Here is a 14,071-nt window from a genome sequence, read left to right as displayed (position 1 = left end):
CTGGCCGCTCGGCGAGGGCCGCGCCCGGCGCCGTCGTCGCCGCTACCGCAGCCTCCGCGCTACCCGAACCGCAGCTCGAGCCCCGCGCCCCCGCCCGCGACGACGATCTCCCGGTCCCTGCACCCCGGATCCTCGGCCATGCGCGCCGCGATCGGCGTGATCACCCGCTCCTCGATCACCCGCTTCAGCGGCCGCGCCCCCCGCCTCGGGTCGAACCCCGCCTCGGCCAGCCAGGCCCGCGCCTCGGGCAGCACCCGGAGCCGCAGGTTGCGCCGCACGAGCCCGGTGCGCGCCTCGGCCTTCGCGAGCTCGAGATCCACGATCCTGAGCACGCTGTCGCGCCCGAGGCTCCGGAACTGCACCACGTGGTCGATGCGGTTCACGAACTCCGGCCGGAAGTGCTCGCGCACGCTCGCCGGCGCCGCGCGCCGCGCGCCCGCGCCCGCGGCGGCGAGCGCGACGCCCTCGCCGCCGAAGCCGACGGGCGGCCGGTCGGCGACGCCGAGGTTCGAGGTCATCACGATCAGCACCATCCGGAAATCGACGTGGCGCCCTTCCTCGTCCGTCAGCCGGCCCTCGCCGAGGATCCCGAGCAGCAGGTCGAACACCTCGCGGTGCGCCTTCTCGATCTCGTCGAGGAGCACCAGCGACAGCGGCTCTTGCCGCACGCGCTGCGCGAGCGTCGTCGCGCCCGGCCCCGCCTCGAGCAGCCGCGCCGACGAGCCGGGGAGCCGGTATTCGCTCATGTCGAGCCGGATCATCCGCCCCTCGTCGCCGAACATGAACCGCGTGAGCTCCTTCGCGAGCTCCGTCTTGCCCACGCCGGTCGGGCCGACGAACAGCAGCGTGCCGCACGGGCGCTCGGGGTCGTTCATCCCGGCCTTGAAGCGCGCGAGCACCCGCGCCGCCGTGTCGCACGCCTCGTCCTGCCCGATCACGCGCCGCTTCAGCCCGCGCGCGATCGTCGCCGCGCTCGCCGGGATCTCGTCGGCGATCAGCTCGATCGGCAGCCCCGAGTGGCGCGCGTACGCCTCCGACACGTCCCGCGGATACAGCTCGCGCGCCGCCGCGCCCGCCGTCCCCCCGGCCGCCGCGGCCGCGCTCGCCGCCCCGCGCGCGGGCTCGCCCGGCCGCGCCGCCGCGCCGACCTCCGCGCTGGACCGAGCGCCGGCCTCCTGCGCGAGCCAGTCGAAGAAGCGGAACGCCTTGCCAGGGAAGAGCACGTCGCGCCGGAACATCGCGAGGTGCTGGACCAGCCGCTTCTTGCCGGCCGGGTGCAGCCGGACGCGCGCGTCCTTCCGCGCCTCGTACTCCGCCAGCAGCGCCGGCACCGCGGCCGCCTCGGGCTCGCGCAGCCGGACGATCCGGAAGCACGCCACGAGCGAGGCCGCGCGGCGCTGGCACGCCTCGAGCTCCTGCTCGGTGCACTCGGCCACGAGGCTCACCTCGCCGGTCCGGAGCGCCGGCAGGAACACATCGCCGATCGACGCGCCGTCCGGCTGCGGCCGGAGCAGCGGCAGCAGCGCGCCGACGTGGAGCAGATCCCCCTCGTGCGACAGCTCGCTCACGAGCTTCAGGCACCTCGCCTGCCACATGCCGAGATACATCATCCCCGCGAGGAGCCGGTCGGCCGACGTGCTGAACAGGCCCGGCGAGCCCGCGCGCGCCTTGTCCCGGCGCCACGCCGCGAACCGGCGCGCGAGCCGGTAAACCCACGTCGTCTTGCCGACGCCGGGCCCGCCCACCAGCAAGAGCGACGGCAGCGGCGCGCCCGGCGCGAGCCGCGCCACGTCGAGCAGCGGCAGCGCCTGCTCCAGCTCCTCCGACTCGCCCACCGCGAGCGGGAGCCGCTGGCGCGCCGCCTTCTCGACCAGATCCTCGGCGACGGCGCGCAGCGTGGGGCGCTCGTCCCGCGCGTGCCGAGCGCTCCGCTCGACCCGCGACGCGAGGCGCGGCGACCACGCGCGCACGTGCTCGTCCCCCTCGTGCCGGAAATCGAACAGCGACCGCGGCGACTCGCCGAGCAGCGCGCTCGTGACGAGCTGGCGGAGCACGTCGGGCGCGATCGAGAGATCCTCCAGGATGACCGACCAGCCGAAGCGGGGGACCATCACGCGATATCCGCCCTCGGCGAGCTTGCTCGCGAGGTACGTGAGCCGCAGCGGGATCCGGCGCTGGCCGACCACGGCTGTCCGCTTGACCGTGGTCTGCGGGTGGACGTCCACGCCGAGCGTCCGCACCTCGAACGACTCGTCCCACAGATAGCGGTCGAGATCGTCGTCTTCCGTCGCCATGCGCGCGTGGAGCTCGACCTCGAGCTTGCGCAGCACGTCCTCCTCCGAGGCGCCATAGGCAGATGGCGCCGGCCGGTCGAAGAGGAATGCCCACGTGCGCAGGAGAATTCCGGTGACGCGGCCGTCGTGGTGGGCGATGAGATAGACGCGGAGCGATTTCTTTGTCATACGGCGGCGGCGCCAGGCGCATCCGGAGCGCGCGAGCCTACCACACCCGTGCCGCGCGCCCGCGCGGGCGGCGGCGAGGCGCCGTTCCCCCGCCGCGCGGCTGCCCCCGCCGCGCGGCTGCCCCCGCCGCGCGTCTCAAGCAGGCTTGTCCCGGCGCGCCCAGGCCCGGCGCCAGAACGCCCCTGACGGCGAGCGCAACTCCATGCGCCGTGGTGACAGCTCGCGTCAAATCAGCTGCGCGCTGCGACGCGAGGACAACGGTGCTGCAAGATTTCGGCGCTGCGGAGCTGTGGAATCTTATACACCCTGAGCTCTCCGGGAGGTGTAGAGTGGCGCGCATGCCGCAAACGCCTTCCTTCAAGATGCCTCGACGCCGCTCGATACGAGCCGCGCTCTCGTTGTTTCTCTCGCTCGCTCCGCTCGCGTCGGCCCTGCCCGCCGGCGCTGAGGTGGAGCAGCTGGACGGCACGCAGCTGCCCACACCGGTCAAAGAGGCGGAGCTGGGCCTCGTGAGGGGCCGGGGGTTCCCGGAGGATGCGGTCACGCTCGATGGGCTCTTCATGTACCGGGGGGAGGACATCGATCCGGTGGCCGACGCGAGCACGGAGCCAGGCGTCTTCTCGCCGCTCTGCGGGTTCACGGGAGAGCTCGTGCTGCGCGGGGGCGGGTGCAAGGTCGCGTTCGGCTGGTACAACGCGACCGCGAGCGGCATGCGCCCGCCGGACAACCAGATATACGAGCTGATCCCCGATGACCCCTCCGTGGCGTTCCGGTGCGAGGACAACGATTTCTGCCCGCTGGCCACGATGATGACCACCCAGGCGGGGCAGCACGACTGGACGCCGACCACCTTCTCGGCGGCGGACATCCGCAACGACCCGCGGTACCAGGGCGGCCTGGTCGGCTTCGCGCTGATCGGCAAGGCCGGCACCTACTGCACCCAGACGAAGTTCTCGCAGCGCGAGCTGAACACCGTCTGCACGAACTGCACGCCGAACGCGCCGTGGGTGACCACGCTGATCTACACGTCGACCGCCGCGCCGGACGCGTTCTATGTCGCCTTCGAGGACCTGCCTGTGACCCCGACGAGCTGGAAGGGGAGCCAGGGCGGGTACGAGAACGACGGCGATTTCAACGATTTCGTCTACTACATCACGGGCGTGACCTGTCAGGGCGGCGGCCAGGTCTGCGACACAGGCCTTCAGGGCGCGTGCGCCGTGGGGAGGACGGGATGCGCGACCGACGGCGAGCCCGAGTGCCTGGCCGTCCTCGAGCCCGGCGAGCAGAGCGAGCGCTGTGACAACATCGACAACGACTGCGACGGCGAGGTCGATAATGGCGAGGGCCTCTGCGAGGAGGGCCTCGTGTGCAACCGCGGCGCGTGCGTGCCGTACTGCGGGCGCGGCGAGGTCGTCTGCGACGACGGCCTCGTCTGCGAGGACGGGCTCTGCGTGGAGCAGGCGTGCGTGGGCAAAACGTGCGAGGGCGGCCAGGTCTGCATCGGCGGCACGTGCGTGGGCGGGTGCGACGGCGTCGTCTGCCCCGCGAACCAGGAGTGCCAGCTCGGGCGGTGCGTCGACCTCTGCGCCCAGATCACCTGCGAGGAGGGCGCGGTCTGCGAGCGCGGCATCTGCCAGTCGAACTGCGGCTGTCGCACCTGCCCTGCGGGCAAGACGTGCGCGGCAGACGGCCGCTGCGTCGACGCGGGGTGCGAGGGCAAGACCTGCGGTGCCGGGCAGCTCTGCATCGGCGGGAGCTGCGCCGACGCGTGCGCGGGCGTGATCTGCCCGGGCAACGCCCCGTGCGTCGAGGGGTTCTGCGGCGAGCCGCCGGTCCACGGCGGCGCCACGGCCTCGAGCTCGGGGACGGACGGAGGTGGCCTGTTCCTGGACGAGCCGCCGCCGGATCTGACGAGCACGGTCGGCGCGGGCGGCGCGGGCAGCGGCGGTAGCAACGGCGGCATCGGCAAGCCCGACTCGTCCTGCGCGTGCCGCGCGGGCGCGACGTCGGAGGGCTCTCCGGCCAGGGTCGGCCTGCTCGGCCTCGGCCTGCTGCTGCTCGCCGGCCGCAGGCGCCGCGCGCGCGCCGCGCTGTAGTCTCGCGCGCGGCGCTGCGGTCCTCCGCGCGCCGCGCTGCAGTCCTCGGCAGCCCTCGGCCTGCCGCGCCCGCGTCACCACGCGGAGCGCGCGGCCATCGCGGCCACGAGCCCCGCCACGACAGCCGCCAGGAACCACGCGAGGTGCGCGCCAGGGGGCTCGCGCGCCGCGGCCGCGCCGGGCAGCGGGAACACGACGGATCGCACCCGCCGCGCCTCCGCGTCGACCAGGAGCACCCCGTCGACGTCGAAGGCGAGGCGGTACTCGAGCAGCTGCCGCCGCGTCGCGGGCGTATCGATGCGCGGCGCGAGCCGGCCAGTCTTCACCTCGGCGACATACCGCCTGGGGCCGTGCGCCACGAGGTAGTCGGCGCGCAGGCCGACCGTCATCGGCTCGCCGTCGATCTGGACGCCGTACGAGACCGCGACCTGCCGGCCGAGGATGGTATACCCGAGCTCGCGGAGGAGCGCCTCGGCGCGTACCTCCCCCGCGGCGCCCTGCTCCCGGATGCGCTCGATGCGGCGACGCTGCCGGGCGCTCCGCCACGCCAGCCGGAGCGTCTGGACGAGCCCGAAGAAGAGCGCCGCGCCGGCCACGGCCAGGAGAAGCTCGGGCGGTACGTCGCGGAAATCCACGCAGAGCGGGTTTGCGCAGAAATCTGGAGGCCGGGCCAAGTTTTGTGCGTCGGGCCGACCACGGCCCGGCTGGCGGGCATCTCCGCAAGCACCTAGTACAAGCGGTACAGATTCGAAGCAGGCATACGGCGCGTCCGTGCGCCGCGGCGGCGGCGATGCGCCTCCACGTAGGCGCGGTGTTCCGGGCTAGCAGCATCCCCCGTGCTTCGCGCGCAATCCCTGATTTCCGTGCCGAGGCTCAGCGAGTCGTGTGTGATCCCGAGACAAGACGCTTCCGGCAGGTTCGCGCGCTGACCGAGGTCAGCCGCGAGCTCGCGATGTCCTGGTCCGCGCGCGCGATCCAGGAGATCGTCGTCTCGGCGGCGAGGCGGCTGAGCGGCGCGGAGAGGGCCGTGCTGCTCCTGAACGACGAGGGCGAGCGGCCGGTCGTGCGCGCCGCGCTGGGGCTCGATCCGGCGCTGCTCGCCGGGCTCCGGGACCGCCCTCTCCCGAGCTTCGACGAGGGGATCGCGCGAGCGCTGTCCGGAGCGGCCCATGTCGTCACCGCGCCCTTGATCGTCGGGGACCACGTCTCCGGTGTGCTCGCAATCGAGCGCGCGACGGCGAGCGCGGACGAGGAGAGCTGGCTGCTGTCGGCGCTCGCCGACCAGGCGGCCGTCGCGCTCGCCGCCGCGGGCCAGGGCGCGTCCCCGGAGCTCCCGGCCGCGGCGGCGCGGCGCCCGGCCGGAGAGGCGGCGCGGGATGACGTCGACGAGCAGGCGGCGCGCCTCAAGGCCGACGTGGAGAGCGAGCGCTACCGCCTCCTCGCCCGGGCCACGAAGGAAGCGATCTGGGACTGGGACATGCGGACGGGCCGAGTCGAGCGCAGCGAGATGCTTCGAGAGGCGTTCCTCTACGCTCCCGAGCAGGTCGAGCCCACGGCCTCGTGGTGGATGGGGCGCATCCTCTCCCAGGATCGCGAGCGCGTGCAGCGCAGCATCGAGGAGGTCATCCGCGGCCAGGGCGACAGCTGGTCGGCGCAGTACCGCGTGTACCGCGCGGATGGGTCCGTCGCCCGCGTCCTTGATCGCGGCCACGTGGTCCGCGACGCGGAGGGCACGGCCATCCGCATGGTCGGCTCGACGGTCGACCTGAGCGAGCGGTTCAGGATCGAGAGCGCGCTCCGGGATCGCGAGGATCGGCTCCGGCTCGCGACGTGGGCAGCGGACGTGGGCACGTGGAGCATCGATCTGGAGACGTGGTTCGACACGAGGGACGCGAGCCTGAACCGCATCCTGGGCCTGGAAGAGCGCGAGACGACGCAGCCCGTCGACGACTGGATGAGCCGCGTCCACCCGGAGGACCGCGACGCCGTGCGCGCCCTGACCGATCGGTGCGTCCTCGAGCACTGCGTTTACGACATCATCCATCGGATCCTCCGCGCCGACGGGGCGATCCGGTGGGTGCACGACCGCGGCCGGATCCTCTACGACGAGGAGGGCGGGAGGCCGTTCCTCACGGGCGCGGTCGTCGACATCACCGAGCTGAAGCAGCTCGAGGAGGAGCGCGCGGATCTGCTCCGCCGCGAGCAGCAGGCGCTCGCCCAGTCGGAGCAGGATCGCATCCGGGCCGAGGACGCGAACCGCATGAAGGACGAGTTCCTCGCGACCGTCTCGCACGAGCTGCGGACGCCGCTCACCGCGATCCTGGGCTGGGCGCGGCTGATCAGGGACAAGGACCTCGGCCCGGAGCGCGCCAGGCAGGGCATGGCGGCGATCGAGCGGAACGCTCACGCGCAGGCGCAGATCGTGGACGACATCCTCACGGTCTCGCGGATCATCACCGGCAAGCTGCGGCTGAACACGGTGGCCGTGGACCTCGCCGCCGTCGTCGAGGCCGCCGTCGACACGCTCGCGCCGACGTCGCGGGCCAAGGACATCGAGCTCTGCGTCGAGCTCGGCGAGGGGCTCGGCCGCGTGAGCGGCGACCCGGATCGCCTCCAGCAGGTCATGTGGAATCTGCTCTCGAACGCGGTGAAGTTCACGCCGAGGCGGGGTCGGGTCACGGTCCGGGTGGAGCGGAGCGACTTCCAGGTAGCGATAGTGGTCATGGACGACGGCAAGGGCATCTCCCGGGAGTTCCTGCCGTATGTCTTCGACCGCTTCCGTCAGGGCGACTCGTCGCCGACGAGGGCGCACGGCGGGCTCGGCCTGGGGCTCGCGATCGTCCGCCACCTGGTCGAGCTGCACGGCGGCACGGTGGAGGCGGAGAGCCAGGGCGAGGGGTGCGGCGCCACGTTCACGGTGGCGCTCCCCCTCCAGGCGGCGCCCAGCGGCGCGCGCGAGGGGCAGCCGCCTGCGCCGCAGCACGCCGCGCTCGAGGGCGGCGAGCCGACGCCGCTGAGCGGCCTCCACGTGCTCCTCGTCGAGGACGAGCCCGACGCCCGGGAGATGGTCGCGTTCGTGCTGGAGGAGACGGGCGCGCGGGTCACCCTGGCTGGCTCGATGGGCGAGGCGATGGCCGTCCTCGAGCGGCAGAGACCGGATGTCCTTGTCAGCGACATCGGCATGCCGGGGGAGAGCGGCTACGCGCTGATCAAGCAGGTGCGCGCGGCGGGCCGGGAGGAGATCCGCGGGATCCCCGCGGTGGCCCTGACGGCCTATGCGCGGATCGAGGACCGGAGGAGGGCGCTCATGGCCGGTTTCCAGAAGCACGTGGCGAAGCCGATCGACCCGTCCGGCCTGGTGAGGGTGATCGCGGAGCTTGCTGGCCGATCGTGAGCCGGCGAGGGCTCAGCGGTGGGCGACGTCGTTCGCCATGGGGCGAGGCGCGCTCTGCTGCGGGCCCGTCGAGGCGGTGGAGCCGGAGGTCGCGGTGGAGCCGGAGGTCGCGGTCGTCGTCTCGGTGGGCCGCTTGATGCGGATCTGGTTGTGGACGTCCTCGACGCCGCGGACGTTCTCGGTGATCTGCTCGATGAGGCGCCGGTGGTGGCGCTCGTTCACGGTGCCCTCCAGCGTGACCTCTGCGTTTTGCACGCGGACGCTCACCTCGCTGACATCGATGTCGTCGCGGTCCGAGAGCACCTCGCAGACGTCCTCGCGGATGCGGTCGTCGGAGCGCTTGTAGCCCTTGGGCCCGCGGCCGAGCGCGCTGCGCACGCGCTCTCCGATATTGTTCAGCGCGCCGCTGACGTTCTGCATGGCGGAGCGGCCCGCGTCGCGGACGGTGCGAACGAAGTCATGGCCCTGCTCCTGGCCCTGGTCGCGGCCGGGCTCGTTGCGGTCCTGGTCGCGGCCCCAGCCGCGGCTCTCGTCGCGGCCGTACCCGCCGCCGAAGCTGCGGTTGTAGTCGCCGCCGAAGCTGCGGCCGTACCCGCCGCCGAAGCTGCCTTCGTGCTCGCCGCGGAAATCGCGGCCGTACCCGCCGCCGAGGTTGCGGTTGTAGTCGCCGCCGAAGTTGCGGTTGTAGTCGCCGCCGAAGTTGCGGTTGTAGTCGCCGCCGAAGTTGCGGTTGTAATCGCCGCCGAGGTTGCGGTTGTAATCGCCGCCGAAGCTGCGGTTTTGGTCGCCGCCGAAGTTGCGGTTGTAATCGCCGCTGAAGTTGCGGTTGTAGTCGCCGCCGAAGTTGCGGTTGTAGTCGCCGCCGAGGTTGCGGTTGTAATCGCCGCCGAAGTTGCGGTTGTAGTCGCCGCCGAAGCTGCGGTTGTAGTCGCGATCGAAGCCGCGATCGCGTCCGGCGAAGCGGCCCTGGTCGAAGGTGTGCTCCCCGCCGTAACCGCGCTGCGTCGTGTGCCCGTAGTCGCGATCGTGGTCGTAGCCCGAGGTGCGGTTCTCGTCGCGACCCCAGCTGCGCTCGGGGAGGTTGCTCCGGGACTGCCCGTAGCGCTCGTCCCAGCCGCCGCTCTGTCCGTAGCGCTCGTCCCCGCCGCTGCTGCTCTGTCCGTAGCGCTCGTCCCCACCGCGCTCGTCTCGTCCGTAGTCCGTGTTCCTGTCATATCGATTTCGCATGGGGGTAACTCCTTTGTCTCGTTGTGAAACAACGTCCAACGTCTCTCGACCACGCCTCTCGGAGCTGCGCGCGGCGACCTTACGTCCTGCTCATCGCGCGGGGTGACAACGATGGAGCCCATGCCCTCTATTCGCAATCAGGGAAAACCTGTTCTTGGTCGACGGGATGATCCCGAAGCGAACACAGCGTCTCACGCTCATGAGATCGCTCAGGCGCTGTGCAGCGTCCAGCGGGCAGGTGTGCGCAGGAACGTTGCAAGCCCGAGATTGACGCTGCTTTTCAGCGTACTTTCAGCGTGAACGAACGGCCGACGTATGCCGCCTTGCATTCGACACGCTCATCGCGTCTCTTTGCCGCGCTGCGTGCACGCAGCGCAAGAGCTCGCCTGTCACTTGGCCTGTTACACGGCTGCTGCATACGGCGCGCCCCGACCGCCCATTGCGTGCATGGCCGGATGATGGCCGTGGTGCCAGAGGCTAGGTTCTTGCTTAACGAACGTTCAGGAAATCGTTGAAGCAGCAGGAGAGATGATGAAGGGCGGCCGGGGACCTCGGAGGGCCTGTTCGGCGGCCGCGGCGCGAAGGTACGAAGGAGGTCGCCATGGATGTCTCTGGTAGCTCGTTGCGATCGATGACCCGACCGGCGCGGGTCGACGCTGCCGCCGCGGCCATCATGGCCTCGGTGGGCGTCGGGGCCGGTCTGCTGAGCGCGCTCGGCCCGCGGCGCCGCGCGCTCGGGCGCGGTGGGGCAGGGAGCTGGGCGCCCCTCCTGGGCGCGCTGGCGGGCGCGCTCGGCCTGGGGCTCGCGGGCTGGGCGCTCGGGCGCGGCCACCGGCCATGGCTGGCGCGCAGCGTGGCCAGGCTGCTCCGCGGCGCCGGCGGACGCCCGGTGCAGCGCCTCCTCGGCGTGGGCGCCGGGCGGCGCACCGTGGACTTTCAGAAGACGTTCACGGTGCGCGCGCCGCTCGAGGAGGTCTTCTCGTCCTTCATCGACTTCGAGAGCTTCCCCAGGTTCATGCCGCACCTGCGCGCCGTGGATCTGAGGGGCGACGGCCGCATGCGCTGGACCGCGGTCGGACCCGCGGGCATCTCACTCCGCTGGGACGCCGACATCACCGAGATCGTGCCGAACGAGGCCATCGCCTGGCGGAGCGTGCCCGGTGAGGCGATCGCGAGCGAGGGGATCGTGCGGTTCAAGGAGACCCCCGACGGCGGCACCCGCGTCGAGATCAGCATGGCGTACCACCCGCCCGCGGGCGCGCTCGGCCGCGCCGTGGCGAGGCTCTTCGGCGCCGATCCCCAGCGCGCGATGTCCGAAGATCTCCAGGGCTTCCGGTCGTTCGTGGAAGAGAGCGCGGCGGCCGACGGCAAGGACATGCGCGTCGGCAACCTCGGACAGACGTGACCGAGAGAGGGTGAGGGACCGGGGTGTGGCCGTCACTGGCCCATGGTGAAGCGCGCCGCTCCGCAGAAGGGAGCGCGCTCGGTGATCGGCGCGCTCTCGCGCGGCGCGCCTGGCCGCCTCAGACCAGCTCGACGCCGAGCAGCCACAGCATCAGCGCCTTCTGCACGTGCAGCCGGTTCTCGGCCTGGTCCCACACCCGCGAGCGCGGCCCTTCGATCGTCTCGTCGTCGATCTCCTCGCCCCGGTGCGCCGGCAGGCAGTGGAGCACGATCGCGTGCGACGCCGTCTTCTCCATCACCCCTGCGTTCACCGTCCAGCCGGCGAACGCGGTCCGGCGCCGCTCGGCCTCGCCCTCCTGGCCCATGCTCGCCCACACGTCCGTGTTCACCACGTCCGCGCTCGCCGCGCCCTCGCGCGGGTCGTTCGTGATCGTCACGTGGCCTGTCGCCCGCGCCTGCTCGACCTCGTCCGCGGGCGGCATGTACCCCTCCGGCCCCGCGAGCACGAGGTGGAAGTCGAAGAGCGGCGCCGCCTCGAGCCACGAGCGCGCCATGTTGCTCGAGCAGTCGCCGAGGAACGCGACGCGCCGGCCGGCGATGCCGCTCCTGTCCCCGGCCGCCGCGAGCGCCTCCTGGATGGTGAAGATGTCGCTGAGCACCTGCACCGGGTGGCCGTCGTCCGAGAGCGCGTTGATCACCGGCACGGTCGCCTCGGCCATCTCGAGCAGGCGCGCGGTCGACGACGTCCGGAACGCGATCGCGTCGCAGTACCTGGCGAGCACGCGCGCCGTGTCCCGGATCGGCTCGCCGCGCGCGAGCTGGCTGCCCTGGGTGCTGAGCACGACCGGATGGGCGCCGAACTGCGCGATCCCGACCTCGAACGACACCCGCGTGCGCGTGCTCGCCTTCTCGAGGACGACCGCGATCGAGCGGCCGGCGAGCAGGGTCGCGCGCCGCCCCTTCGGCTCCTCCTTCAGGCGAGCGGCGAGCCGGAGCACGCGGTGCGCCTCGGCCAGGGTCATGTCGGTGATCTTGAGGTAGTCGCGCTTCGCCATGGTCCCGCCTTCCGCGCCGCTTGCATCCGGATGCGCGCTCTCGTGCCGCGGCCGTGGACGGCCCTGCCGGGAGCGAGCGCGCCGTGCGCCGCCGTCATGTGGCACGACCGGCGCGCCCCCGTCAATCGCGTGCGCGAGGGCGCCGCGCCCCGCCGGACGGCCTCGTAGCGCGCCGCCTGCCGGCGCGGCGGCGGGGCGCCGCGGTCCCGGCGTCGCCCCGCCTCGCAGCGCGCGCCTGGCGCTCGCTACACCGTGTGTACGTCGATCTCGGTGCGGATGAGCCAGTTGATGTTCTTCCCGCTCTCCCCCGTGAGCCGGGCCCGGACAGAGTTGTTTTGCACGGCGAGGGTGAAGCCCCAGGCCGCGTTGTTCTCGCCGTCGGTGCCGATCGTCTGGACCGCGCCGACGGCCTCGGCCAGCACGTTCACGCCCGGGTTCCGGCGCGCGCCCACCGCGCGTCGGTAGACCGCGCACTCCCCGTCGTCGCTCCGCGCGATCGCCACGACCCTGGCGTGCACGACCGTGTTTACCTGCACGGGGTAGAGGGTGACCGGGGTCGGCGTGGAGTTCACGAGGCGGAAATGGGTGACGAGCGAGGCCATCCAGTCGTTCTTCTTCCAGCCGTGGACCTTGCGGTATACGTTGCCGGTCGCGCGGTCGAGGTAGCGAGAGCCGGGGGGCGCGTACAGCTTGCCCTCGGGAGACCCGAAGAACGCGAGATCGTAGACGCCGTCCTCGACCGCGTCGGCGTCGCCGCTCTGGGGGATGACCGGCGTGGAGACGCTGAAGCCGCTCCCCTTCCTCGCGTCGTATCCCGAGAAGTCGAGATCGCGCAGCTTCAGGTCCTTCGTCTTCCTCCTGCTCTCATCGATCCTGTCCATGAAGATCGGCATCCCCTGGACCGTGTACCTGGTCCGGTAAAGGCGCGTCCCCTGGACGGTGACGTCTTCCACGGAGCGCAGGTGCACCCCGAAGCGTTCGTTGTCGTAGATCTCGCAGCCGCTGACCATGATCCTGCCCGTCTGGTCGATGGTGGGCAGCGCCCCCGCTTTCGGCGTCCCCACGTCGGTCACCTTGATGCCGACGCCGTTGTCGTGCAGGATGCAGCTCTCGACGATCACGTCCTCGACCGCCGACAGGAGGATGCCGGCGGTCGGGTTGCCTTCGCAGATGAGCCCGGAGATGACGACATCTCTGCCCACCGCTCCGGGCTGGAGCGAGCTCACGCGGACGCCGAAACCCTCGACGAGTTGCTGGTAGGGGTATTCGGCGTTCTGGTAGGTGACGACGTTGTCCTTCGCAGAGCCACCGATGATCCTGACGTTCCGGAACGGGTAATAGTTGACGAAGATCGGTGCGCCCGCCTCGATGGTCGGCGTGTAGCCTGCGGCCAGGGTGATGGCCCAGGTCTGTGTCGTGGGGGCCGGGTCGGGGGGCTCGAAGGTGGAGGACACGAAGGTGGCGGACAGGACCGGCAGCTCCTCGATGCGCTTGGTCGTGGGGTTCCAGATGCCGAGGTGTTGCATGAGCACGTGATGTTCGGTGCCGCGGACCGTCACATTGAAGGACGTCTGCGACGGCGCCGGCGAAGAAGCGACGGTGCCGGAGCCAAACTGTCCCTGGCAGACGACGTTGAACCCGACGCTGCAGCCGGTCGCGTGGCAGTCGATGAGGCTGACCTCTCGACCCTGTCCGATCTGGAACCCGCCGCCCGCGAGCTCGAGGGTCGGCAACGTGCACCGGTTGTTCTTCGACATGCACCCGACCACGGTGACGCGCCTCGCCGTGGCCAGGTAGATGCCGGGCTTGCTCACGCCCTCGACCACGCAGCCGGAGATGATCCCGTCGCTCGACCAGAATCCGGCCGTGATGCCGTTGGTCGCCGATCCCTGCATCCCGGTGCCGTTCCCCCGCACCGTGACCCGCTCGCAGAACCAGTCGACGCACCCGTTCATGACGAGCCCCCCGTCGCTCTCCGGCCCGGCCGCGTCGAACTGGAGGGTGAGGTCGCGGACGCCCACGTTCTTGAGGTTTGGCTCGACCGTGTTGACTGGCTTGCTAAAGAGCAGCGGAATGACGGCGTCCGCAGGCGTGGCGGCGTAGTACTTGAGCACGGACTCCCGGCCTTCCCCTTCCAGGATGACACCATCGTTCTTTACCTTCAGCTGGCCATCGAGCTTGTAGGTGCCCTTCGGGATATAAACCACGCCGCCGTGTGCCGCCTCGGCGGCATTGATCGCGTTCTGGATCGCCTGACGGTCGTCGGCCACATCGTCGCCCACGGCGTTGTAGGGGGCGCTCTTCACGTTGTAGATCATCGTCGCATTCTCCTGATGCAATGAACGTCGCCCCTGCCCGCCGTCTTCCGGCGCGGCATGTGGGCGTCATCGTGTCTGCGTGGCCATCGTCAATCGACCCGACGAGGCGCATGCC

General features: G+C 71.5%; 8 protein-coding genes. 3 read left to right on the top strand and 5 right to left on the bottom strand.

What is annotated here, in order from left to right; genetic code table 11:
- Positions 1-59 precede the first annotated feature (59 nt).
- Positions 60-2,462: an AAA family ATPase gene (locus WME89_RS43570; protein WP_438005478.1), complete on the bottom strand. Its 2,403-nt coding sequence runs from the start codon at positions 2,460-2,462 to the stop codon at positions 60-62.
- Between the two features lie 398 nt (positions 2,463-2,860).
- Here WME89_RS43570 and WME89_RS43565 point away from each other — a divergent pair, with 398 nt between their 5' ends.
- Positions 2,861-4,558, top strand: a complete 1,698-nt coding sequence (locus WME89_RS43565; RefSeq protein WP_438005477.1) for a hypothetical protein — start codon at positions 2,861-2,863, stop codon at positions 4,556-4,558.
- 74 nt (positions 4,559-4,632) lie between these two features.
- Here WME89_RS43565 and WME89_RS43560 read toward each other — a convergent pair whose 3' ends face one another.
- Positions 4,633-5,193, bottom strand: a complete 561-nt coding sequence (locus WME89_RS43560) for a hypothetical protein (protein WP_437658383.1) — start codon at positions 5,191-5,193, stop codon at positions 4,633-4,635.
- A 248-nt stretch (positions 5,194-5,441) separates the two neighbouring features.
- Here WME89_RS43560 and WME89_RS43555 point away from each other — a divergent pair, with 248 nt between their 5' ends.
- A complete protein-coding gene (locus WME89_RS43555; RefSeq protein WP_438005476.1) occupies positions 5,442-7,952 on the top strand; it encodes a PAS domain-containing protein in 2,511 nt (836 codons plus the stop codon).
- Positions 7,953-7,964: 12 nt separating this feature from the next.
- Here WME89_RS43555 and WME89_RS43550 read toward each other — a convergent pair whose 3' ends face one another.
- Positions 7,965-9,179 (bottom strand): BON domain-containing protein, encoded by a 1,215-nt coding sequence (locus tag WME89_RS43550; protein ID WP_438005475.1) that lies wholly within the window; start codon positions 9,177-9,179, stop codon positions 7,965-7,967.
- 601 nt (positions 9,180-9,780) lie between these two features.
- On the opposite strand from WME89_RS43550, the gene WME89_RS43545 reads away from it, so the two are divergent.
- On the top strand, positions 9,781-10,584 hold the full coding sequence (locus WME89_RS43545; RefSeq protein WP_438005474.1) for an SRPBCC family protein: 804 nt from the start codon (positions 9,781-9,783) through the stop codon (positions 10,582-10,584).
- 118 nt (positions 10,585-10,702) lie between these two features.
- Here WME89_RS43545 and argF read toward each other — a convergent pair whose 3' ends face one another.
- Both argF and WME89_RS43535 read right to left on the bottom strand, forming a co-directional pair.
- On the bottom strand, positions 10,703-11,638 hold the full coding sequence (gene argF / locus WME89_RS43540) for an ornithine carbamoyltransferase (RefSeq protein ID WP_438005473.1): 936 nt from the start codon (positions 11,636-11,638) through the stop codon (positions 10,703-10,705).
- Between the two features lie 245 nt (positions 11,639-11,883).
- Positions 11,884-13,956: a right-handed parallel beta-helix repeat-containing protein gene (locus WME89_RS43535; RefSeq protein ID WP_438005472.1), complete on the bottom strand. Its 2,073-nt coding sequence runs from the start codon at positions 13,954-13,956 to the stop codon at positions 11,884-11,886.
- Positions 13,957-14,071: the final 115 nt, after the last annotated feature.

The organism is Sorangium sp. So ce321 (genome assembly GCF_051530195.1).
In the GTDB taxonomy this organism is placed as follows: Bacteria; Myxococcota_A; Polyangia; order Polyangiales; family Polyangiaceae; genus Sorangium.
This window is presented reverse-complemented; position numbering and strand designations above follow the sequence as displayed.

Coding starts and splice junctions, on each gene's coding strand:
- argF (WP_438005473.1), bottom strand. CDS start 11,638: ATGGCGAAGCGCGACTACCTCAAGATCACCGACATGACCCTGGCCGAG.
- WME89_RS43570 (WP_438005478.1), bottom strand. CDS start 2,462: ATGACAAAGAAATCGCTCCGCGTCTATCTCATCGCCCACCACGACGGC.
- WME89_RS43545 (WP_438005474.1), top strand. CDS start 9,781: ATGGATGTCTCTGGTAGCTCGTTGCGATCGATGACCCGACCGGCGCGG.
- WME89_RS43535 (WP_438005472.1), bottom strand. CDS start 13,956: ATGATCTACAACGTGAAGAGCGCCCCCTACAACGCCGTGGGCGACGAT.
- WME89_RS43550 (WP_438005475.1), bottom strand. CDS start 9,179: ATGCGAAATCGATATGACAGGAACACGGACTACGGACGAGACGAGCGC.